A 20,164-nucleotide genomic window follows, 5' to 3' on the forward strand; every position below is an offset into this window, starting at 1 on the left:
GGCGGCGCCGCCCGGTTGAAAGGTCGCGTAGACTCGATGACCTACAAGAGCGGGTTTGGGGGGAAACGGAGGTTTCCATGACCAACTCGAATGGACGACCGACGCGTTTCTATCGGTTGATCGCAGCTCGTGTGGCAGGATTGAGTGCGGCTGCTTTTCTCGGGATCAGCACAGCCTATCCGCATGACGCGATGCGGCCAGAACTCAACACGTGGTTCAAAAGCCTAAAGAACAAGGCGGGCGTAGGCTGTTGTGACTCCGGAGATGGCCAGCACGTGGAGGCCGAGTGGGATATGGCGAAAGGTGGTTACAGGGTCCTGCTGAAGCATCCGCATCGGCCAACTGAACCCGGGCAATGGTTCGACGTGCCATACTCCGTCGTGATCGACCAGCCGAACCTCAGCGGCATTGCGATGGTTTGGTGGTGGCCGCGCTACGACAGCCGCGGAAGCATGATCCCTATGTGGCGCTGCTTCATTCCGGGACCGGCTGGGTGATCCGCTGAGCAAACAATAGCGCCCGCAAGTCCGCTACAGGTCCAAACCCGACTTGTCGAGAACACAGCGCCTCACATGCCGCGGCTGGCAAATACCTTTTGGCACCTCGAGCTCAGCTTGGCCCTGTTCTGTTGCAGGCATGCTTGAACCGCTCCATCATCGCCCAATTGCTGCCGACAAAAGCGCTGCGCATCCCGTGTGCAGGCCTGCCGTTCCTGCGCTGTACCCTTCTGACCCTGTGCAAAAGACAGCGAAGTCTCGGTCAGCAGAATGACCAGAACCAGGACGATCGAACGCATAGCGATGCTCCCTATGTTGACCGGAATAAAACGTTGCTCCCGCTCTGCGGTTCCTCGATCGACATACCCCCGTGCACCTGGCAGGGGCGGCCTTTCATCTGATCCGCCGGGATGAAACATTTTCGGGAAAAAGCGGCAACTTTTGTCGCCCGATCGAATTGAATGTAAACGCGACTGATTTGGAGTTCGAAATGGACGACGATTTTCCGCTGAAGACTGCTGTCGATCGAGCCTGGACAGTGCATCTGGCCACGCACGACGATGTTGCCGCGGCCGATCCGCGTCGTTGCTCGCTTGAGAGATATCTGAGCGGAAAATGGCAAGCTGGTGAAAGCGATCCTGAAGAACTGACATGCTCCGGACTTTCGTATCTGGATCGCCTGGGATCCGAGAATTGGTGATGGCATGATGGCAAGCGTCGCAACGTCGCTTCGATATGCGTTCGGATAAGGGCCTGACCGATGGCGGATACGCGCGGCTTGAGACTCATCGGACTTGCCTTTGCAATCGTGGCGCTTGCCGTCACTGCGACAGCGGCGGTGATTGCGACCGCTGAAGCGGAGCGGCTCGACGTGCAATCGACCCGCCAACCGTAAAACGGTCTTGCGCCGATTTGAGTTTGGTCAGGTTTTGAGTTTCGTCAGGCTTGTGCGCCGTCAGCCTGCGTCGCAAAGCCGCAATGGCGATCATAGACCGATTGCCGCGCTCGCGCGTTGAGAGAGACGGGCGACTAACGAGCTGCCAGGTAGCGACGATCATGCTTGCACCCAGCCTTCGCCTTTCAGCAATTCTTCTCGGCGTTTCGATCCTAGCGGCGAGCGTGGGCTCTTCCGCCGCCCAGGAGAAAAGGCATGGACCGCCTGCGGGCGCGGGCCGGCCTGCGGGACCGCCGCCCGGCATGGCTCATCCCGCACCACCTCCTGCTATGGCGCGTCCTGCGCCACCTCCTGCCATGGCCCGCCCCGCGCCGCCTCCCGCGATGGCACGGCCTGCACCGCCGCCCGCTATGGCGCGGCCCGCCGCGCCGGCGTTCCGTCCGGCCGCGCCGCTGCAGCGGCCGGCGATGGCGCCCCGTCCGGCGCCACAGATTGCCGCGCCACCGCGCCCGGCCGCTCCGAGAATTGCAGCACCGTCGCGCCCGAGCGCACCGGCCGCGGCGAGCCCATCCCGGCAGGATCGGATCGGCCAGCGCGAGCAGCGCATTCAACCGCCGCAGCAAGCGGTGCAAGAGGTGCAAGAGCGGCAGCGCGACAGGCTTTCGCCCCAAAACGCGCAACGCCAGGAGCGCATCGACCGGTTGCAGCAGCGCGTGCAGGATTTGAAGTCTCAACGGCCGGAAGGCCAGCGCGCACAACGCGTGCAGCAACGGTTGCTGCAGACGGAACAGCGGCAGTTGCAGCGTGAGGAGCGTCTGCAGCGGCTCCAGCAAACCACGCAGGAACGGCAGCGCGACACGCTCAGCCGGGAGAGCGTGCAACGCGAGCAGCGCATCGATCGGCTGCAGCGGCGCGTGCAGGAGCTGCAGTCGCGACAGCCGGAAGGCCAGCGCGCACAACGCGCGCAGCAACGGTTGCTGCAAACCGAGCAGCGACAGCTCCAGCATGAACAGCGCCTGCAGCAGCGTGATGTGGCGCGCCGGCAGGAACTGGGAATGCCGCCCTCCGGCAGGCAGACCGAGACTGCCGCTGCCGCCGTGCAGGCCGCCGCCCGCGGGCGGTTTGCCGAGCGCTTCCGCAGCAATCCTGATCCGCAGGTCCAGGCGGCACTCGAGGGCGGGCGGCACGGCTGGGCTCCCCGCCACGCCTGGAAGCGCGGCCTGCGCGCCGCGTTTGTGCCGTGGGCCGGCCACGTGTTCTGGCCCTACGCCTATTCCGACATTTTCGAATACACGTTCTGGCCCGCCGGGTACGACAGCGGCTATTGGGCTTACGCCTACGACGACTTCGTCGATACCGTGTTCTGGGGCGCGGACAGTCCGTACTCCGCCTACGCCAGGCTCGGCTCGACCGGGCGCTCGGAGAGCGACGGCGTGATCGGCGGCTCCCGGCCGCGCGAAAGCTCGGACGTGAGCCCACAGGCCCTCAAGCAACTGTGCAAGGAACCTGAAAAAGGTATCACCGCCTGGCCGATCGCTTCGATCGAGGAGGCCGTACGGCCGACGCCCGAGCAGCGCCCGGCGCTTGACGATTTGAAGAACGCGGCGGCAATGGCCGCTGATGCGTTCAAGGAATCCTGCGTCGACTCGTTTGCGATGACCCCGCCCGGCCGCTTGCGGGCGATGATGAACCGCCTCAGCGCCACGCTCGAGTCCGTGCGGATCGTGCGGCCGGCCCTGGAGAAATTCTACAGCTCGCTCAGCGACGAGCAACAGGCGCGCTTCAACGCACTCGGCCCCGACATCGGCGAACGTTCGCAACCGCTGCCGCAGCAGGAAGCGAGCGCGCAGCCGGATACTTGCGGCGAGCCAAAGCCCGGCCTGACCAACCTGCCGATCGAGCGGATCGAAACGGTGATACGTCCGGCGGGCAAACAGAAGGAAGCGCTCGACCGCCTTCGCGAGGCCACGGAGACGGCCGTTCAGACGCTGCAAGCTGCCTGTCCGGTGGACGTACCGCTTACACCGGTCGGGCGGCTGGAGGCGATGGAGAAGCGGCTCGAGGCCATGATGCAGTCGGCCAAACTGGTGCAGCCGGCGCTCGATGATTTCTATGCCACGCTGGCCAGCGAGCAGAAGGCGCGCTTCAACACGCTGGGGCGGTTCGCGGGCCGCTGATTGCAAGCGACCGATCGCCGAAAAATTGTGTGCCAATGATCGACATTGTTGTGCCAACAGCGTCACTCTGAGACGCCGAAAAGCAGTGCGATGAACGTTCATCTTAAATAGTTACCGTAATTCTTAAATCGAGTTTGCTCCCGCTCCAAAAGACCATATCGACCGAAGCGCGATAGCTGAGGGTTCGATATGTCGGAAGCAAGTTATGACCTCATCAGGTCCCGGGCAGCACCTTTCAATTGGCGGATCACCGCGATTGCTGGCTTCACCGTTTTGGTCGTCGCAGTTGCGGCCTTGGTCCACGTCGTTCCCTACGGCCGCGCGGTGTGGGATTTCGTCTTCATCCTCGATGGCGCCTATCGCATCGGTGTCGGGCAAGTTCCGCACGTCGACTTTGCTTCGCCGATCGGCCCGCTCACGCTTTACCTGACCCATTTCGCCGAACGGCTTTTTCCCGGCGGGCAGCCGTTCATCGGCCTGCACGCGCTGGCGTGGCTCATGGTGGTGCCGCCGTTCGCCGTCATCGCGTCGCGCATTCAATCGCCCTGGGGATTTGCCGCCAGCTTCGCGGTTCTCGCGGTGGTGGTGCTGGTGCCCTACACGCTCGACTCCACCATGCTCTCCGAGATCAGCTATTTTGCCACCTATAACCGCTTCGCCACCGCGATCCTGTTCCTGGCAGCATTGTGGTATGTGCTGCCGAAGGCCCGTGGCGACGGCGTGTTGCTGGGTTACCTGCTGACCGCCCTGATTTTCATCAAGATCACCGCCGCGATCGCAATGCTCGGCCTCGTCGTCGCGGCCGTGCTGCTCGGACGCGCGCGACCCGCCGCGCTGTTCGCCATGCTGTTCGTTACCGCCGCGTTGGCGGGACTGGTCGAACTGGCAACCGGGGGGCTCGTCTCCGGCTACCTGCACGACATCGTCTCGATGAGCGCTTTGAACCGGGGCGGCGCCGCTTTCCGGCTCGCCGCCTCCTCGGCGCGCAACTGGCTGCCGCTTGCGGTGACGATCACGATCGTCGTGCTCGCGGCCCGCGAACTCGATTTCACCGCGGCGGTCAGACGCCCGTTCAATTTCGTGCACGATACCATCGCGCGGGAAGCCTTCGTCGTGGACGCAGCGCTGCTGGTCGCGGTAGCGCTGGCCGCGGAGAGTCAGAACACCGGCGGCGTCGGATTGATTGCCGCCGCGGCCGTCCTTTTCCACCCGAGCCTGCGTACGACCCGCGGCTGGCGACTGATCGCCGCAGCGGTACTGGGCGCGACACTGGTGCTGCCGCTTGCCGATGTCGTCGAAAAGCGCGTCGTTTCGACCTTCGTCCGGGAACGGCAGGGCACGACCGATCACAGCTTTGCGACATTCCTTCCGGGCATGCGCGTGCCAACAGCCACCCTCGCCGGCTCCCGGCTGATGACGCGCCTGCAATCCGAATGGCTGCCCTTCCTCGACGAGACCGCCAACAACGGCTTTGACCTCGACGGCGATCCCGGCAGCACCAGCCCGGCGACGCGCGCGGCGTGGGCTGTCAGCGTTGCCGAGGCCGGCGCGAATTTTCAGCGGCTTGGCTACGCGACCAAGGCGCAGCGCTATACGACCATCGATTTCGCCGAATCCTTTCCGCGGCTGCTCGGCCTGACGCCCGCGCGCAGCACCACGCTGGCGATGGATTTCCGCCGCACCGTGCCGGCCTTCTCCGTAACCGAAGCGTCAGCCTATCTGGCGGACGCGGACGGTGTGTTTTTCCGCACCTGTGTCCTCCCCGGCGCGACCGACACCAATCCCGCAACCTTCCGTACCGTGCTGGAACGGGAGTTCACGCGTCACAAGCTGCATCCCTGCTGGGATTTCTACAGCCGTACCCGCTGAAAGGGCCCGCATGTCCACCTTACCCCTGCCGCTTGCACTCTCCGATTCGCCACTCTCCGATCGGCGCGAGGCGCCGCAACCCCGGCCGCTGATCCTCGATCTCGACGGCACGCTGGTGCGCGCAGACATGCTGCTTGAAACCGTGCTCGCGCTGCTTCGAGCCGCGCCGTGGCGGATGTTCGAGATCGGCCTGTGGATGCTGCGTGGCCGCGCCTATCTCAAGCGCCGTCTCGCCGAGGAAACCAATATCGAGCCGGACGTTCTGCCGTTCAATGAAGAACTGCTCGCCTACGCTGCCGATATCGCGGCGAGCGGACGGCCGGTCTATGTCGCCACTGCCGCCGATGCCAAGGTAGCGGAAAAGGTCGTCCGGCGAATTGCGTTCATTCGCGGCGTCATCGGCAGCGACGGCTTGCGCAACCTGAAGGGCGAAGCGAAGGCCCAGGTTCTCGCTGAACGATTCCCAGATGGATTCGACTATGCCGGCGACGCGCGCGCCGACATTCCGATCTGGCGCCGCGCCGACAACGCCATCGTCGTCGAAGCGGCGAGTTCGGTAGAGCACGCCGCCGCAAGCGTCGCGGCCGTCGTCAGGGTGTTTCCGCGAACGTCCCGGATCCGTGCGCTGGTGCGCAGCATGCGTCCGCACCAATGGGCGAAGAACGCGCTGGTTTTCGTGCCGCTCATCCTCGCCGGACTGGTCTCTCATGTCGACGCCGTCTACGCGACGACATGCGCGTTCCTCGCCCTCGGCCTGGTTGCCTCATCCACCTATCTCGTCAACGATATCTGGGACCTGACCGACGACCGCAGCCACTGGTCGAAGCGAAACCGGCCGCTGGCGAGCGGACGCCTGCCGCTCGCAACGGCGATCGCCGCCGTTCCGGTCGGATTGTTCGCGGGCATCGCCGTGGCGGCGCTTGCCGGGCCGGCGACCGTTGCCGTCGTGCTGCTGTATCTGGCCATCACCTTGGCCTATTCGTTCGCGCTCAAGCGCATCCCCATTCTCGACGGTTTTGTTCTCGCCGGATTGTTCACGTTGCGGCTCGGCGCGGGCATCGTGGCGTCGGGCGCACCGCCGTCGCCTTGGCTGCTGGTGTTCGCGATGTTCCTGTTCGCCTCGCTCAGCTTCGCAAAACGCCACACCGAGGTCGCCCGCGTCATCGAGCGCGGCGGAACCGAAGTCCGTGGCCGCGGCTACAAGTCCATCGACCTGCCGCTCATCATGGGCATCGGCATGGCGACCGGGGTGGCCGCCGTGCTCATCATGGTGCTCTACATCATCAATGACGCCTTCCGGCAGAGCTTTTATGGCAACACCGCCTGGCTCTGGGCTTTTCCGGCCATCCTGTTCCTGTTCGTGTGCCGGATCTGGCTGAAATGCGGCCGCAGCGAGCTGCACGACGATCCCGTGGCGTTTGCCGTCACCGATCGGCCGAGCCTGGCGCTCGGCGGCGCCCTGATGGTGTGCTTCGGGCTGGCTTGGTCGGGCGTATTTGGTTGATATGCCGCCACTTGCGCAGGACGTGCGGAGGTTCCGCGTCGTCGAACGTGGAAGACACAGGTTGGCGCCCTGTAACTCAACCTAAAAAAAACCGCAGGACGGTGTCGGATTCGGCCGACCCCGTTCGTCGTCTCGTCACGCCGATCGGGCCGGCCTGGACACCGCAAGCGGCCCCAAGCGAAGCGAAAGGATGAGAAATGGCCAAGATGACTGCCAAGAACACGATTTGCGTATGGTACGACAAGGACGCTGAGGCGGCTGCCCGTTTTTACGCCGAAGTCTTTCCCGACAGCGCCGTGCACGCCGTCTACCGCGCACCGAGTGACTACCCCTCGGGCAAGAAGGGCGACGTGCTGACCGTCGACTTCACGGTCGCCGGCATTCCCTGCATCGGCCTCAACGGTGGCCCCATGTTCAAGCAAACCGAAGCATTTTCGTTTCAGATCGCCACCGACGACCAGGAAGAGACCGACCGCTACTGGAATGCCATCGTCGGCAATGGCGGCCAGGAGAGTGCGTGCGGCTGGTGCAAGGACAAATGGGGCGTCTCCTGGCAGATCACGCCGCGCACGCTGACGGACGCCATGGCCGCGGGCGGCGCCGAAGCAAAGCGCGCCTTCGATGCCATGATGACCATGCAGAAAATCGACGTCGCCGCGATCGAGGCCGCGCGGCGCGGCTGATTTTCGCCGGGAGAAGTGGCTGGTCCGGCGGGGACGCAATCGCGGCAACCGCGTTAGGCATATCTCTTGCTTCCTGACAGGGAACAATCCCTGTCGAGGCTCGCATGTTGGGAATCCCGCGGCGATACAGCCACTTTGTCTTTGGTTTCATCCAGTCAGGGTTGACCTGCGCGATAGCGGCGGCGATCGCCAGCTTTCCGCTGGTCGGGTCCGGCCATTTCGTTATGCACTGGCTGCAGGCCTGGCTGTTCGCCTGGATCCTGATGCTGCCGGTCGTGCTGTTCGCGGCGCCCGTCATCCGGCGCCTCGCCCATGCCGTGACAAGGGAAGAATAGCAGGCTCGCTTCACCGAACCGAGCCTGCAGCTTTCTGGTGACCGGACCTTACTTCTTCATGCCGTCTTTCGACATCGCATCCTTCGACATGCCGTCGTGCTTCTTCATCGCGTCCTTGGACATCGCATCGTCCTTCTTCATGCCGTCCTTGGACATCGCGTCCTTTGCCATCCCCTCCTTGCCCATCTTGTCCTGCGCGTAGGCAGCGGGCGCGGAGGCAAGCCCGACCGAGAGAGCGAGAGCGGAAATCGAGAGCAAGGTGCGCAGATTCCTGGTTGTCATGTTCAATACCCTTTGTTGTGCGTGTTAGCGGTGAGCCGCTGTTTCGATTACGTTGATCGATCGGCCTCCGTTACGAATGGCGACCGAACGGTGGTGAACAAATCGCTGTGATCAATCGGCCGTCATTGCCGGCATCATTGGCGCCTCTCCTCTGTTGGATGGAAGTTTGAGTTGTGTGGTCATCATTGCCGCGATCGCGAGCGACGCGCCGACGCCCGCGACGCAGGCGCTCCAGCCAAAACGGTCGAACAACTGGCCGAGCACGGCGCTACCCGCCATGCCGCCAAAGAAGTAACAGGCAAGATAGGTCCCGCTGGCGACGCCGCGGTTGTCCTGCGCGGCCTGACCGACGAAACCCGTCGCCGCGGCCTGCGCGAAGAAAGTGCCGACGCCGACCAGCACCATGCCGGCGAGAACGTACGGAAGATGCGATGACAACATCATGGGCAGGCCGATCGCGGCGAACGCGAGCGCACCAGCGATCACCTGCCGGGAGCCAAACCGTGCGACGGCTCTTCCGGCAAACGGCGTCGTGACCACGGACGGCGCAAAGACGAGATAGACGAGCCCGAGATCCATTCGTCCGAGCAACAGCGGCTCGCGGACCAGAACGAAGTTGACGAAAGTGAAGGTCCCGATGAAAGCGAACAGGATGCAGAATCCGATCGCGTAGGCGGCGCGCAGCGACGGGTTGCGCCAATGGGCGATGCTTGCCTCGAACGGAGACAGCACCGCCGGCATCGCCTGCATCGGCGTGGCGCGCGACACCGTGAAATACACCAGCGCCGCACCGGCCAGATTGAGCAGTGCGAAGAAATAGAAGTTTGACGCCAGTCCGAACGTATCGACCAGCGCGGCCGACATCAGCCGGCCGATCAGATTGCTGGCGACATTGCCGGCGATATAGGCCGCGAACGCGCCGCCGGCGTCCATCGAACTGCATTGCTCGCCGAGATAGGCCAGCGTCAAGGCAAAGGCCGACGCCATGCAAAGACCCTGCAGCACACGCAGGATGGTGAACGCGGTGAGATCAGGTGCGCCCGCCAGCAGCGTCGTGGGAACCGCGAGCAGAGCGAGGCTCACGAGGATGCCGAACCGACGGTCGATATACCGGCTGAGGAAGCCGACCACGATACTTGCGACCGCCATGCCCAGGGTGCTGGCATTGACCGCAACACCCATCGCGGCCGGGGTTACATCATAGTGCCTGGTCAGGGAGGGCAGGATGGCCTGTGTCGCGAACAGGTCGACCACGGTGAGAAAGGCCGTGAGGCCGATGGCGAGCGAGCGCAACACCACGCCCGGCGAGTGGTCGCGCATGTTTATGGCGTGCGTCTTCATTGGCGCGGAGGTATCGGCCATGGTGCGTCTCGCTGGGTGATGGAAGGGATGTGACGCCTGGGCGTGCGGGGCAACACGGGGGATCCCAGGACGTCACATCGGCAACGGGCGCGGGAAGCGCGCGTTACATCCGGTTACATGTGGTGGTCATGCGGATCCTTGCGAACGTCGCCGACATAGAGGATGACCGTCTCCTTGCCGAGATTCTTCCACCAGTGCGCCACGCCGGCGACTTCGGGTCTGATCTCGCCGGCCTTGTGCACGATCGGTTCGGCGCAGTTGCTGGCGTATTCGACGATTTCGCCCTGCTGCACGAAGATCAGCGCCGGACGGTCGTCATGGCTGTGCCACGGCACGATGCCGCCGGGCTCGATCGTCAGCTTGCGGAAGCGCAGTTCGCGATCCCTGATATTGGCCGGCTGCTTCTCGAGGTTGATCGCGCCGAGCGTGACGTCGGTGACGCCGACCGCCTTGTGGTCAACCTTGTCGCGGACATTGGCCTGCAACTTTCCGGCAGGACATTCGCCGGCGAAAGCCGCCGGTGCGGTCGCGAGCGAGCCCGCGAGAATGCCGGCAAGCGCGAAGCCCTGCCAAAGCGTGCGGGATGTGACGTTGGATGTGGACATGTCGTTGTCTCCTCGTTTGCCTCTACGTTGCCTTGGGCCCGGATGATCTGGCCGGCTACGTCACGACATTCGTTGAAACCACCTGAGGAATGAAATGCCGGTTGGCTCTCGACTCGATAGCGCGGCGCTATGCCGTGCCCGGCTCGATACGCCGCGGCTATCAAACCCATTGGGCGACGGCATTTCATACGCGGAGCAATCCGCCCTCTGATGGGGCAGCGCCACCCCTTGCGGGCGAGCCCGCGCTGGAAAATAGTATCGAGTCAAACCGACCGGCCGGAGTACGACATGACCCAGCTTTCGCCTGCCAACGCCGAACGCCTCCGGCAGGCCTTTCAGCGCTGCCGCGACATGGAGGGTTCGCTCGGTAAACGGTTGCAAGCCTATGCCGCCGCCGGTCGCGATTTCTTTCCGGCCTACAGCGAGGCGGTCGATCGTCTGGTCGCGCGAATTCACGAGAACGGCGGCGGCGAGAACGCGCCACGGCCGGGCGAGGTGATGCCGCCGTTCATGCTGCCGGACGAGACCGGCCGGCTTGTCAGCCTGACATCGCTGACCGGCAACGGACCGGTCATCGTCATGTTCTATCGCGGCCATTGGTGTCCCTACTGCCGGCTGAACGTGATGGCGATCATGCAGGCTCAGGACGAGATCAGCGCGCTGGGCGGACAGATTGTCGCGATTATGCCGGAAACGCAGAAGTACGCCGAGCGCTTCAAATCCGAGGCCGGCGCCCCCTTCCCGGTGCTGACCGACCTCGACAACGGCTATGCATTGTCGCTCAATCTTGCGATCTGGCTTGGAACGGAGATCCAGCAGCTGCTCTCCTATCTGGACCTGTCGGATTTTCACGGCAACGACGGCTGCATGCTGCCGATTCCCGCGACTTTCGTGGTCGGCCGCGACGGGCTGGTGAAAGCCCGCTTCGTCGATCCCGATTTCCGCAAGCGGATGGAGATCGACGAACTGCTGGTTGCGGTTCGAACCGCCAGCGAGGATCGCTAGGACATCGCTAAGCTTACGCGATCCTGCTCAGAAATTGCTGCCAGTCCGAACCGCGCAGCATCCTCATGACGGCGGACGCGACCGCCGTGCGCTCACGCCCGGCGACCCCATAGAGATGAACCGTGCGGCGCGATTCCAGTCCCTCGACCGGTGCGCGTTTCAACGTGGTTGGGAGCGACGCGGTGTGAGGGACCACGGCGACGCCGATATCGGCTTCCAGGAGTTCAATCAGGTCGCGCTCCGATGAAACCTCGTGGTTGCGATCAACCGCAACCCCATGCTCGCGAAGCGACCGGCTTAGCGAAGCGGAATGTTCGCAGTAATTTCGCGACAACCATTGCTCTGTCTGCAGGTCGTTGAAGCTGATTGTGTCGCGCTCCGCCAGCGGATGCCGCCGGCTGACGACGAGATCGAAATCCTCGGTGAACAGCGGCCAGGTGTCCAGCCGGTCCCAGTCGCCGCCGAGTTCGGCAGCGATGCCGAGTTCGGCGTCGCCCTTCTTCAGATACTCGCCGACTTCCTCGCTGTTGCCGCGCAAGAAGCGAAATTCGAGCTGGCTGAACTGCCGCCTGATCTGGTCGAGAAACGGCACCAGAATCGACAAATCGACCGAGTGGCTGAGCGCAATCCGAAGCGCCCCGATTTCACCGCTCTTGAACGACGACGCCAGCATGCGCGCGCCGCTGGCGGCGTCATAGCATTGCTGCAGCAGCGGGTGCATCCGCAGGCCGAGCTCGGTCAATTGCGCGGCCGGCCGTTCCCGGCGGAACAGGTCGCCGCCCAATTCGGCCTCGAGCTGCTTGATCGCCCGCGTCAGCGATGGCTGTGTGACGTTGCACTCGTCGGCGGCGCGCGTGAAATTCAGCGTCCGCGTGACGGCGAGGAAGTATCGTACCTGATGCATTTCCATGATCGTGCTGCCCCGATCCAACTGGCACGCAGACTAGCCGATCGAGGCCCCTAATGACACTCAAACCGCGATAGCGGGAGCCTATGGTGTAGGAAGCCAAATGGCATTTCAAAACACGGCGCCCATCCTGCAGGTTTCGGCCCATGAGGCCGCAGGAAAGGGACCGTCATGAACATTCAGGTAAAGGCGCGGGATACCAGGGTCACGCGGCCGCTCGCCGGAAAGGTCTCGCTGGTCACCGGGTCGACCAGCGGTATTGGCCTCGGGATAGCGCGTGCACTCGCCGAGGCCGGATCTGAGGTGATGCTGAACGGCCTGGGGGGCGCCTCCGAGGTCGCCAGGACCAAAGACCAAATCGAGGCGGATTTTGGCGTCCAGGTCAGCTATTCCGCCGCCGACATGACGAGGCCGGAGGCGATCGCCGAGATGATCGCGGCTGTCATCGCCGGGCACGGCCGGCTCGATGTGCTCGTCAACAACGCCGGTATCCAACATGTCGCGCCGCTCGACCGGTTTCCGGTCGAGAAATGGGACACGATCCTGTCGATCAACCTGTCATCCGCGTTTCACGCCATTCGGCTCGCCCTGCCGGCGATGCGCCAGAACAAGTTCGGTCGCATCATCAACATCGCCTCCGCCCATGGACTGGTCGGGTCACCCTTCAAGGCGGCCTATGTCGCCGCCAAGCATGGCATCGTCGGGCTGACCAAGGTCGCCGCGCTGGAGACCGCCGAAGAAGGCATCACCTGCAACGCGATCTGTCCGGGTTACGTCTATACGCCGCTGGTCGAAGCGCAGATCGACGGCCAGGCCAGGGCGCACGGCATCTCCCGCGATCAGGTGATCCACGACGTGCTGCTGGCACAGCAACCAAGCAAGCGCTTCGCGACAGTCGAGGAGTTGGGCGCGCTCGCCGTCTTCCTCGCCAGCGACGCCGCGGCATCGATCACCGGCATCGCGCTGCCGGTTGATGGCGGCTGGACCGCGCACTGACGTGCCGAACATAGCGAAGCAAGGGAGCGTGACATGAACGACATCCGGGACAGTTTCTCAACGCTGAAGTCGCTCGCGAAATCCGAGCCGGGCCAGATCGTGCTGGTACTGCAGGGCGGCGGCGCGCTCGGCTCCTATCAGGCCGGCGTCTATCAGGCGCTGCACGAAGCCGGCATCGAGCCGGACTGGATCATCGGGACCTCGATCGGCGCCATCAATGCCAGCCTGATCGCGGGCAATTCACCGCAGAAGCGGCTGCCGCGGCTGCGCGAATTCTGGAAGAAGATGGAGCAGGACACGCCCTGGCCTCTTCGCGACATCTTTCCGGGGTTCAACGAAAAGCTATCCTATTGGTCGACCGTGACCCATGGCATTCCCGGCTTCTTCCGGCCGAACCCGCTGGCGCATGCCGGCGACCTCTATCCGCTCGGAACCGATCAGGCCGGCTATTACTCGACCGCGCCGCTGGAGCGCACGCTGACCGAACTGGTCGATTTCGATCTCGTCAATCAGTGCAGGCCGCGGCTGACGGTCGGCGCGGCGCATGTCCGCACCAGCCAGATGCGTTATTTCGACAGCCGCGATGGCGAACTCGGCGTCAAGCACGTCATGGCATCAGGCGCGTTGCCGCCGGCGTTCCCGGCCGTTCGCATCGACGGTGAATTATATTGGGACGGCGGCATTCTCTCGAACACGCCGACGGAAGCCGTGTTCGACGACAACCCGCGGCGGAATTCCCTGATCTTCGCCGTACACCTCTGGAATCCGACAGGCAGCGAGCCGACCACGATGGCGGAGGTGCTGAATCGACACAAGGACGTGCAATATTCCAGCCGGATCGCCAGCCACGTCGCGCGTCAGCAGCAGGCGCATCGGCTGCGCCACGTCATCAATCAGCTCGCCGCGCGCCTGCCGGAATCCGAGCGCAACAGTGAAGTCGTGAAGGAACTGGCGAGCTATGGTTGCCCGACCCGGATGCATGTGGTGCGACTGCTCGCTCCACAGCTCGCCCGCGAAGACCACACCAAGGACATCGACTTCAGCCCATCCGGCATCATGCAGCGCTGGGACGCCGGCTATCGCCACACAAGAGCGGTGCTCGAACGCAAGCCGTGGATCGGCGAATTCGATCCGCTGTCGGGTGTTGTCCTGCACGAGCAGACGGAACTGTTGGCGGAGGCGGCCGAGTGACGGCCCTACACCTAACTCTCGTTGTCAGGCGTGACGCCGGCTGAACAGCAACAGGCCGCCCATCGTCGCGAACAGTCCCCCAGTCACCCTGTTGATCCAGCGCATGTGCCAGCTGGAGCGCAGGACCGGAGCGATCGCGGAAACGCCGAAGGCACACATCGCCAGCACAGTGAATTCGCATGCGATGAATGTGAGGGCGAGGATGGCATATTGCGGCGCGAACGGTTCGGCCGGATTGAGGAACTGCGGGAAGAATGCAGTGAAGAACAGGATGGCCTTGGGATTGCTCGACCCGACCAGGAGGCCCCTGACATAGTGCGTGCGCAAGCGCCGGCCGCTGTCCGCTGGGGCGCTCTTGATATCGACGGCTTCAGCGTTGTTGCCGAACGTCTTGATGCCGAGCCAGATGAGGTAGATCGCCCCGATCACCTTGACCACGGTGAAGGCAAGCTCCGATGCCGCGAGCAATGCACCGAGGCCCAGCGCAGAAAGCGCCATGACGCCGAGAACCGCGCTGATGCTGCCAGCCGCGGCTGCCAGCGCGCCCGACTTGCCTTCGTTCAGCGCCGTCGTCATGCAGGTGAGCATGGTTGGGCCGGGGGACAGCACCAACACGGCCACGGCGGCCAGGTACAGCAAGTAGGTCGTCAAGGTCATTATTCGCATCCATATGCGTGGTGAGATTGATCGTGCGTAGTGAGGTTAGGCGACACTCTGTCGGGTGTGCCGGCCGGTGATGGCTATGATGGTGGCAGGCCCATTTCATTAGCAGTTGGGTAGCCGCCCACCCAGCCCTTAAATGTACCAAAAGCGACGCGAATTACCCTGAACGGCCCTGCCCCGTTCGGAATATGTGCAATTTCGGCCAGCGTGGCGGAAAAATGCATCCTGCCCGCATTTCGAGAATGAATCGGCGGGCGCCGATTGTATTTTGGCGAGCCTTTGGAACTTTTCGGAACTTCTGCCATTGCAGATTTGCTGATGGTGCGAACCCCAAGGAGTGTTTGCAATGGCAACCCAAATCGTGATGGACCACACCGGCGATACCCGCCATGAGTTTGACGCGAACGACGCGAAGGCGTTGCTTGAAGCGGAAAAGCGCTTTGAACAGCTCACAGGCGCCGGCTTCACAGCGGCGATCAGAACTTCCTCTGGCGATCCGACGATAACCCGCAGGTTCGATCCGAAAGCCGAAGAAACCCTGTTTTATCCAAGGCTGGTCGGCGGTTAGCGTCTCATGTTGCAGACAACGCTACGTAATGCGGTCCGTAACATCAGGCAATTGCTGGCGGATAGCGCCAACCGCTGGCAATTGCTGCGGGCTCAATATCGGGAATTGGGCTGCCCTCAAAGGGAGGTGCGCGGCATAAGGTTGCTGCAAGCGTGGCTATCGCCTGAACAACTGGTTCAGTTCAACAAATACGGGTGGTTCGAAGTCACGGGCTGCCAAAGCGGCAAGCGATACCGGATCTGTTATGGCACCGCGACAAATATTCATGAACTTGACCAGCATGGGCGCCCGAAAGCCGGTTGGTGTTTTGTGCCAAACCAGCCACTGGTGCCCGGCGACGTCATGCTCGCACAGAAAATTGCTTTGGAAACCGACGAGTGGGCTGCGCTGGCGGTGGCTAAATCGTTCCGGCCGACCTGGCATTAGACAGACCTGTTGGCATGAAACAGACTTGGTACGTCTGAGGGGCCGAGGTCCGCTGCGCTGCAACTGGCAGGTGAAGCGCTGGCGCTCCTGATGCGGTGCAGCACGGGCTGCGCCGGCGGTGTCGCTACGGAAAATGGATACAGGCAGACTGTTTACCAAGTCGGTCAAGGACGTGAAAACCACCTTCCCTAAGCGGCTTGAAACGAATCCGCTCTAGGCTGCCTCCAACAGCAAGAGGCAGCAAATGTTCACGATCTTCAGGGCGCTCGTCATCGCGGTATGCGCGTATGCCGGTTCATCGGTAGCAGGCAGTCAATTCCCGGACCTGCCGAACGCCCATCAAATCTACACCGAGTAGCTCACGGAAGTTCGTGATCGAACTCAGCAGCAGCAATTCCGGCAGTAACCACGTTCAGTTACGGACTGTCAGGAATTACGGCGTTTGCTCTCCGTCAGGTTCTGTGGCGGAGATGGTTATGCCTCTCGGACGATACATAGCCTGGGTCGGCGCATCGTTGCTCGTGTTGCTGTTCGTGGCCAACTGGTTCTTTCCGCAACCTTTGGCGGAGCCCGCCGGTGACGAGGTTAACAGGCCGGTCATCCGGATCGCGTCTCTGCAGCAGCCGCCGGAACGGATCGTCATCGACACCAACCTTCCGACGATCGTTCCGCCGCCCGCGCCGGCCGCCGAAGCCATACCGGACGAGCCGCCCCCGCAAGCACAATCATACGCGCCGATAACTTCTCATGCGTCGGTTACTGGCGCAGAAAAAAGCAAGCCAAAGGCCACGAAGAGGCTGGTGAAGGAGGCTGCAGCCAAACACCCGTCATCGCCCCATGCGCAAATCAGCACGCCTGTAACCAACACGCCTGTGGTCGCGAGTAGCAATCCGGCGCCGGTCGCACCGCCTACCAGGTTGTCGTTCGCGAATATCATTTCCGGGCAGCTGGTGAGAGAGCTGTTCAACCTTCATTGAGCTTCAACGGACCTGCAGTGAGCGCGACGGAGTGCTTAAGCGCTCGGTGCATTAACCCTGTTGTCAGACTTACTTCGCAGCTCCCGCACGCAAGTCAATTCTGCCGCTAACCCGCCGCATTGGATCCTAGAAATCGCTCTGCGACGTTGGGCAGATTATTTCCCCCGGCTCGGGGCAAGCATCTTCGTCCTGGAACAGTAAATCATGATGAGGGCAGGTCTCATCGTTGTTGGCCTCAGCACACTGACCATCATGGAGCTGGGGACACCGCGACACACGAAGACAAGCGCGCCAGATCGGTTCGAGCAAGTGACTATCGGCGTCAGCGTATCAGGTGACACCCTGGAGACGGCTGATCGGCGCGAAATCCACAATCTGCAGCATGAAGCAACGGTTCAGCCGATCTCATCTGTCGAACCAACACCGCCGCCGGATGTGACGGCCATAACGCCAGAAAAGAATCCGGGCACTGTTGGAATCGGTAAAGGCGAGAAAAAGCCTGTTGTCAGGAACTCAAAGCCTGAACCCAAGTACACAGAGCCCGACAAATCCAGACCTAAATCCGCAAATCCCGACAAAGCTGCAAGGATGGCTCGGTCGAAGCCGATGGTCGAGGCCAGGCCGTGTCGTCCAAACGCTTTCGACGGTCTGCTGCAAGCATTGAAGCTGTCCGCCCGATGCCAGACCTAGCACAACAGCTTTCGTTCAATTTCGGGTTGGCCGGCGCCGAACCGGCGCGCCTCGCTCGTGCCCCAAGGGAAGCAGAGCGTGTGGTCGAAATCAGGCCGCCTCGCCCGGACGAGCGATGCGCACCTGATAGATCGCGAGACTCACGCTACGTATCAATCGCCGCAATCATTCTAGCGGCGGCGATAGCGTTGGCCGTTGTTGCAAGCCTCTACATCTTCCGCAGCACGCTGCTTTCAAACCGGCAGACAATCGAGTCGATTGACGTCAAGGCTCTGGTGGAACGCATCATCAAAGTCGAATCGGCGGGAATTGCGAATAAAAAGAACAAGCTGTCCAGCGCCACAGGGGCTGGTCAATTTCTCGATGACACCTGGCTCGAAGCCATCCGAAAGCATCGCCGCGATCTGATCAAGGGCCGCAGCGACAAGGAACTGCTGGAACTGCGGCAGGACGCCGAACTTACGCGGGAGATCATTGCGCGGCTGCTTGAGCAATATGCCAGGACACTGAACAAACGCGGCCTGCCCCTCACGTCAGGTTCGCTTTATCTGGCCTATTTTGCCGGACCGGCCGGCGCCGTCGCTCTGCTGTCCGGCGCCGAACATGCCGACGCCGCATCCGTCATGGCCGCCGCCGACTCGACCGGTCGAACCACCCGCCAGAAACTTGTCAAGGCAAACCCATTCCTCGAGGTACTGACGGTACGCGATCTCAAGAACTGGGCCGATCACAAGATGCGCGGCATCTAGATCGCCCCATTGTCTCGCCGAGGCGCATTCAAGCCGATTGCCCGGAGGGGGCCCGAAAGGTCAATTGCGCTGCCATGATGCGGTGGTTACGGCAAAGTGGTTACGGCAAAGGGGCGAAAGTCGTATAGTGCCAGCCAGCCTTTGCCAGATGAGCCAGAGGGAGGAAATCCATGCGGAAGTCTCCATTCGGTGTCGCCGTCGCGGCTCTTATGCTTTCTACGTCTCAGCCGCTGGTCGCCGCGCAAGACGACGTCGATCAGCAGCTCGGTAACGTGAACTTCAAAACCTCCTGCAACGATGTTGCACAGCGTCGCTTCGATCGCGCGATGCGCTATCAGCACTCGTTCTGGTACACCAATGCCAAGGAGATCTTCGAGGAGGCCATCAAGGCCGACCCGACATGCGCCATGGCGTATTGGGGCATCGCGCTCACGATGATGGACAATCCGCACGCCGCAATTCCTCGGCCGAATCTTGCGCCCGGCCTCGCCGCGATCACCAAAGCCAGGGAGATCGGAGCCAAGACCGATCGCGAACGCGACTACATCGATGCGATGATGGTGATGTACGCCGACCACGAAACGATCCCCCACGCCCAGCGCATGCGCGCGCTGCGCGACAAGCAGGCCGACATCGCGGCGAAATATCCAGACGATGACGAGGCCCAGATTGCCTACGCCATCACGCTCAACACGTCGGCGGACTTGAAGGACAAGACCTACGCGCAGCAGACCAAGGGCGCCGCCATCCTGGAGCCGATGTCGGTACGGCTGCCGCAGCATCCGGGTGTGACGCACTATTTGATCCACCTCTACGACTATCCGGCGACCGCGCAAAAAGGCCTCGACGCCGCCAACCGCTACGCCAAGATCGCGCCGGCCGCGCCACACGCGCAGCACATGCCGTCGCACATCTACACCCGCGTCGGCTATTGGAAGGAATCGATCGCCTCCAACGCCGCCTCCGTGAAAGCCGCGAAGTCCGAGAAGTCCGTGGGCAATTACCTGCACGCGCAGGATTACATGGTTTATGCCCATCTTCAGCTCGCCCAGGACCAGCAGGCGCGCGCCGTCATCGACGACATGATCAAAGAGACCGACTTCAAGGTGACGGTCGCGGCCGCCGACTACGCGCTGGCGGCCTCGCCGGCGCGCTTTGCGATCGACCGCGGCGACTGGGACGCGGCCTCGCAACTATCGGTCAGGCCGAGCGGCCTGAACTACGCGATGGCGATCTCGCATTTCGCACGCGCGCTCGGCGCGGCGCGCTCCGGCAAGCCGGAAGCCGCCAAGGCGGATGTCCAGAAGCTCGCGGAACTGCGCGACAAATTGCGCGACGCCAAGGATAATTATTGGTCGCAGATCGTCGACATCCAGCATCAGGTCGCCGCTGCCTGGGTGCTTCACGCGGAGGGCAAATACGACGAGGCCCTTAAGGCCATGAGCGCGGCAGCGGACGCCGAGGACCTGACCGAGAAGCATGTGGTCACGCCGGGTCCGCTGGCGCCGGCGCGCGAGCTCTACGGCTTCATGCTGCTCGATCGCGGCATGACCAAGGAGGCGCTTGTGGCATTCGAGGCCACCAAGGCCAAGGAGCCGAACCGCTTCCAGGGCTACGCCGGGGCTGCCAAGGCCGCCGACACGCTCGGTGACAAGGCAGCGGCACGACAGAACTATCAGCAACTGATGGCGCTCGCGGCGAACGCCGACACGGAGCGGCGCGAGGTAGCGGCGGCAAAGACCTATCTCGCCAGCAACTAGAGCGCAGAAGCGAGAACGGTGGT

At 62.8% G+C, this 20,164-nt stretch carries 23 protein-coding genes; 16 read left to right on the forward strand and 7 right to left on the reverse strand.

Annotated elements, in window-relative coordinates; translation table 11 throughout:
- Positions 1 to 77: 77 nt before the first annotated feature.
- A complete protein-coding gene (locus tag JQ641_RS35745) occupies positions 78 to 497 on the forward strand; it encodes a hypothetical protein (protein WP_212001635.1) in 420 nt (139 codons plus the stop codon).
- A 71-nt stretch (positions 498 to 568) separates the two neighbouring features.
- Here the strand turns inward: JQ641_RS35745 and JQ641_RS35750 are convergent, their stop codons facing one another.
- The gene (locus JQ641_RS35750; RefSeq protein ID WP_212001637.1) at positions 569 to 796 is read right to left on the reverse strand and encodes a cysteine rich repeat-containing protein; all 228 of its coding nucleotides are present in this window, start codon (positions 794 to 796) and stop codon (positions 569 to 571) included.
- A gap of 71 nt (positions 797 to 867) precedes the next feature.
- Here JQ641_RS35750 and JQ641_RS38315 point away from each other — a divergent pair, with 71 nt between their 5' ends.
- From JQ641_RS38315 to JQ641_RS35780, 6 genes are all read left to right on the forward strand, one after another.
- Positions 868 to 1,197, forward strand: a complete 330-nt coding sequence (locus JQ641_RS38315) for a hypothetical protein (protein ID WP_249151122.1) — start codon at positions 868 to 870, stop codon at positions 1,195 to 1,197.
- 605 nt (positions 1,198 to 1,802) lie between these two features.
- The gene (locus JQ641_RS35760) at positions 1,803 to 3,569 is read left to right on the forward strand and encodes a Spy/CpxP family protein refolding chaperone (RefSeq protein WP_249151123.1); all 1,767 of its coding nucleotides are present in this window, start codon (positions 1,803 to 1,805) and stop codon (positions 3,567 to 3,569) included.
- A 189-nt stretch (positions 3,570 to 3,758) separates the two neighbouring features.
- Positions 3,759 to 5,438 carry a hypothetical protein gene (locus JQ641_RS35765; RefSeq protein ID WP_212001641.1) on the forward strand — a complete coding sequence of 560 codons (1,680 nt, stop codon included), beginning with the start codon at positions 3,759 to 3,761 and terminating at the stop codon, positions 5,436 to 5,438.
- 10 nt (positions 5,439 to 5,448) lie between these two features.
- A complete protein-coding gene (locus tag JQ641_RS35770) occupies positions 5,449 to 6,942 on the forward strand; it encodes a UbiA family prenyltransferase (protein WP_212001643.1) in 1,494 nt (497 codons plus the stop codon).
- A gap of 206 nt (positions 6,943 to 7,148) precedes the next feature.
- Positions 7,149 to 7,625, forward strand: a complete 477-nt coding sequence (locus JQ641_RS35775; RefSeq protein WP_192738148.1) for a VOC family protein — start codon at positions 7,149 to 7,151, stop codon at positions 7,623 to 7,625.
- A 104-nt stretch (positions 7,626 to 7,729) separates the two neighbouring features.
- The gene (locus JQ641_RS35780; RefSeq protein WP_212001647.1) at positions 7,730 to 7,960 is read left to right on the forward strand and encodes a DUF2798 domain-containing protein; all 231 of its coding nucleotides are present in this window, start codon (positions 7,730 to 7,732) and stop codon (positions 7,958 to 7,960) included.
- Positions 7,961 to 8,008: 48 nt separating this feature from the next.
- Here JQ641_RS35780 and JQ641_RS35785 read toward each other — a convergent pair whose 3' ends face one another.
- The 3 genes from JQ641_RS35785 to JQ641_RS35795 form a co-directional block, all read right to left on the reverse strand.
- Positions 8,009 to 8,242, reverse strand: coding sequence for a pentapeptide MXKDX repeat protein (locus tag JQ641_RS35785; protein ID WP_212001649.1), 234 nt, complete (start codon positions 8,240 to 8,242; stop codon positions 8,009 to 8,011).
- Between the two features lie 111 nt (positions 8,243 to 8,353).
- The gene (locus JQ641_RS35790) at positions 8,354 to 9,604 is read right to left on the reverse strand and encodes an MFS transporter (RefSeq protein ID WP_212001651.1); all 1,251 of its coding nucleotides are present in this window, start codon (positions 9,602 to 9,604) and stop codon (positions 8,354 to 8,356) included.
- A 113-nt stretch (positions 9,605 to 9,717) separates the two neighbouring features.
- On the reverse strand, positions 9,718 to 10,209 hold the full coding sequence (locus JQ641_RS35795) for a cupin domain-containing protein (RefSeq protein ID WP_212001653.1): 492 nt from the start codon (positions 10,207 to 10,209) through the stop codon (positions 9,718 to 9,720).
- A gap of 288 nt (positions 10,210 to 10,497) precedes the next feature.
- On the opposite strand from JQ641_RS35795, the gene JQ641_RS35800 reads away from it, so the two are divergent.
- Positions 10,498 to 11,214, forward strand: a complete 717-nt coding sequence (locus JQ641_RS35800; RefSeq protein WP_212001655.1) for a peroxiredoxin-like family protein — start codon at positions 10,498 to 10,500, stop codon at positions 11,212 to 11,214.
- Positions 11,215 to 11,227: 13 nt separating this feature from the next.
- Here the strand turns inward: JQ641_RS35800 and JQ641_RS35805 are convergent, their stop codons facing one another.
- Complete coding sequence (locus JQ641_RS35805; RefSeq protein WP_212001658.1) at positions 11,228 to 12,124, reverse strand: LysR family transcriptional regulator; 897 nt, start codon at positions 12,122 to 12,124, stop codon at positions 11,228 to 11,230.
- Positions 12,125 to 12,292: 168 nt separating this feature from the next.
- On the opposite strand from JQ641_RS35805, the gene JQ641_RS35810 reads away from it, so the two are divergent.
- Positions 12,293 to 13,117, forward strand: coding sequence for a 3-hydroxybutyrate dehydrogenase (locus JQ641_RS35810; RefSeq protein WP_212001660.1), 825 nt, complete (start codon positions 12,293 to 12,295; stop codon positions 13,115 to 13,117).
- A 33-nt stretch (positions 13,118 to 13,150) separates the two neighbouring features.
- The gene (locus JQ641_RS35815) at positions 13,151 to 14,308 is read left to right on the forward strand and encodes a patatin-like phospholipase family protein (protein ID WP_212001662.1); all 1,158 of its coding nucleotides are present in this window, start codon (positions 13,151 to 13,153) and stop codon (positions 14,306 to 14,308) included.
- Positions 14,309 to 14,332: 24 nt separating this feature from the next.
- Here JQ641_RS35815 and JQ641_RS35820 read toward each other — a convergent pair whose 3' ends face one another.
- Positions 14,333 to 14,965, reverse strand: coding sequence for a LysE family translocator (locus tag JQ641_RS35820; protein WP_212001664.1), 633 nt, complete (start codon positions 14,963 to 14,965; stop codon positions 14,333 to 14,335).
- A gap of 83 nt (positions 14,966 to 15,048) precedes the next feature.
- Positions 15,049 to 15,276, reverse strand: coding sequence for a hypothetical protein (locus tag JQ641_RS35825; RefSeq protein ID WP_212001666.1), 228 nt, complete (start codon positions 15,274 to 15,276; stop codon positions 15,049 to 15,051).
- Between the two features lie 41 nt (positions 15,277 to 15,317).
- On the opposite strand from JQ641_RS35825, the gene JQ641_RS35830 reads away from it, so the two are divergent.
- The 6 genes from JQ641_RS35830 to JQ641_RS35855 all read left to right on the forward strand — a co-directional run bounded on the left by JQ641_RS35830 (position 15,318) and on the right by JQ641_RS35855 (position 20,141).
- Positions 15,318 to 15,539, forward strand: a complete 222-nt coding sequence (locus JQ641_RS35830; protein ID WP_192738037.1) for a hypothetical protein — start codon at positions 15,318 to 15,320, stop codon at positions 15,537 to 15,539.
- Positions 15,540 to 15,545: 6 nt separating this feature from the next.
- Positions 15,546 to 15,965, forward strand: a complete 420-nt coding sequence (locus tag JQ641_RS35835) for a hypothetical protein (RefSeq protein WP_249151124.1) — start codon at positions 15,546 to 15,548, stop codon at positions 15,963 to 15,965.
- 476 nt (positions 15,966 to 16,441) lie between these two features.
- Positions 16,442 to 16,942 carry a hypothetical protein gene (locus JQ641_RS35840; RefSeq protein WP_212001668.1) on the forward strand — a complete coding sequence of 167 codons (501 nt, stop codon included), beginning with the start codon at positions 16,442 to 16,444 and terminating at the stop codon, positions 16,940 to 16,942.
- 204 nt (positions 16,943 to 17,146) lie between these two features.
- Positions 17,147 to 17,632 (forward strand): hypothetical protein, encoded by a 486-nt coding sequence (locus JQ641_RS35845; protein WP_212001669.1) that lies wholly within the window; start codon positions 17,147 to 17,149, stop codon positions 17,630 to 17,632.
- 188 nt (positions 17,633 to 17,820) lie between these two features.
- A complete protein-coding gene (locus tag JQ641_RS35850) occupies positions 17,821 to 18,381 on the forward strand; it encodes a lytic transglycosylase domain-containing protein (protein WP_249151125.1) in 561 nt (186 codons plus the stop codon).
- A gap of 170 nt (positions 18,382 to 18,551) precedes the next feature.
- Positions 18,552 to 20,141 carry a tetratricopeptide repeat protein gene (locus JQ641_RS35855; RefSeq protein ID WP_212001671.1) on the forward strand — a complete coding sequence of 530 codons (1,590 nt, stop codon included), beginning with the start codon at positions 18,552 to 18,554 and terminating at the stop codon, positions 20,139 to 20,141.
- The last annotated feature ends 23 nt before the right edge of the window (positions 20,142 to 20,164 follow it).

The sequence above is a fragment of the Bradyrhizobium sp. JYMT SZCCT0180 genome, from assembly GCF_018130165.1.
GTDB lineage: Bacteria > Pseudomonadota > Alphaproteobacteria > Rhizobiales > Xanthobacteraceae > Bradyrhizobium.

Bases quoted from the DNA above. Each gene is read 5' to 3' on its own strand.
- JQ641_RS35745 (WP_212001635.1), top strand. From the start codon at position 78: ATGACCAACTCGAATGGACGACCGACGCGTTTCTATCGGTTGATCGCA.
- JQ641_RS35750 (WP_212001637.1), bottom strand. From the start codon at position 796: ATGCGTTCGATCGTCCTGGTTCTGGTCATTCTGCTGACCGAGACTTCG.
- JQ641_RS35760 (WP_249151123.1), top strand. From the start codon at position 1,803: ATGGCGCGGCCCGCCGCGCCGGCGTTCCGTCCGGCCGCGCCGCTGCAG.
- JQ641_RS35765 (WP_212001641.1), top strand. From the start codon at position 3,759: ATGTCGGAAGCAAGTTATGACCTCATCAGGTCCCGGGCAGCACCTTTC.
- JQ641_RS35770 (WP_212001643.1), top strand. From the start codon at position 5,449: ATGTCCACCTTACCCCTGCCGCTTGCACTCTCCGATTCGCCACTCTCC.
- JQ641_RS35775 (WP_192738148.1), top strand. From the start codon at position 7,149: ATGACTGCCAAGAACACGATTTGCGTATGGTACGACAAGGACGCTGAG.
- JQ641_RS35780 (WP_212001647.1), top strand. From the start codon at position 7,730: ATGTTGGGAATCCCGCGGCGATACAGCCACTTTGTCTTTGGTTTCATC.
- JQ641_RS35785 (WP_212001649.1), bottom strand. From the start codon at position 8,242: ATGACAACCAGGAATCTGCGCACCTTGCTCTCGATTTCCGCTCTCGCT.
- JQ641_RS35790 (WP_212001651.1), bottom strand. From the start codon at position 9,604: ATGGCCGATACCTCCGCGCCAATGAAGACGCACGCCATAAACATGCGC.
- JQ641_RS35795 (WP_212001653.1), bottom strand. From the start codon at position 10,209: ATGTCCACATCCAACGTCACATCCCGCACGCTTTGGCAGGGCTTCGCG.
- JQ641_RS35800 (WP_212001655.1), top strand. From the start codon at position 10,498: ATGACCCAGCTTTCGCCTGCCAACGCCGAACGCCTCCGGCAGGCCTTT.
- JQ641_RS35805 (WP_212001658.1), bottom strand. From the start codon at position 12,124: ATGGAAATGCATCAGGTACGATACTTCCTCGCCGTCACGCGGACGCTG.
- JQ641_RS35810 (WP_212001660.1), top strand. From the start codon at position 12,293: ATGAACATTCAGGTAAAGGCGCGGGATACCAGGGTCACGCGGCCGCTC.
- JQ641_RS35815 (WP_212001662.1), top strand. From the start codon at position 13,151: ATGAACGACATCCGGGACAGTTTCTCAACGCTGAAGTCGCTCGCGAAA.
- JQ641_RS35820 (WP_212001664.1), bottom strand. From the start codon at position 14,965: ATGACCTTGACGACCTACTTGCTGTACCTGGCCGCCGTGGCCGTGTTG.
- JQ641_RS35825 (WP_212001666.1), bottom strand. From the start codon at position 15,276: ATGGCAGAAGTTCCGAAAAGTTCCAAAGGCTCGCCAAAATACAATCGG.
- JQ641_RS35830 (WP_192738037.1), top strand. From the start codon at position 15,318: ATGGCAACCCAAATCGTGATGGACCACACCGGCGATACCCGCCATGAG.
- JQ641_RS35835 (WP_249151124.1), top strand. From the start codon at position 15,546: ATGTTGCAGACAACGCTACGTAATGCGGTCCGTAACATCAGGCAATTG.
- JQ641_RS35840 (WP_212001668.1), top strand. From the start codon at position 16,442: ATGCCTCTCGGACGATACATAGCCTGGGTCGGCGCATCGTTGCTCGTG.
- JQ641_RS35845 (WP_212001669.1), top strand. From the start codon at position 17,147: ATGATGAGGGCAGGTCTCATCGTTGTTGGCCTCAGCACACTGACCATC.
- JQ641_RS35855 (WP_212001671.1), top strand. From the start codon at position 18,552: ATGCGGAAGTCTCCATTCGGTGTCGCCGTCGCGGCTCTTATGCTTTCT.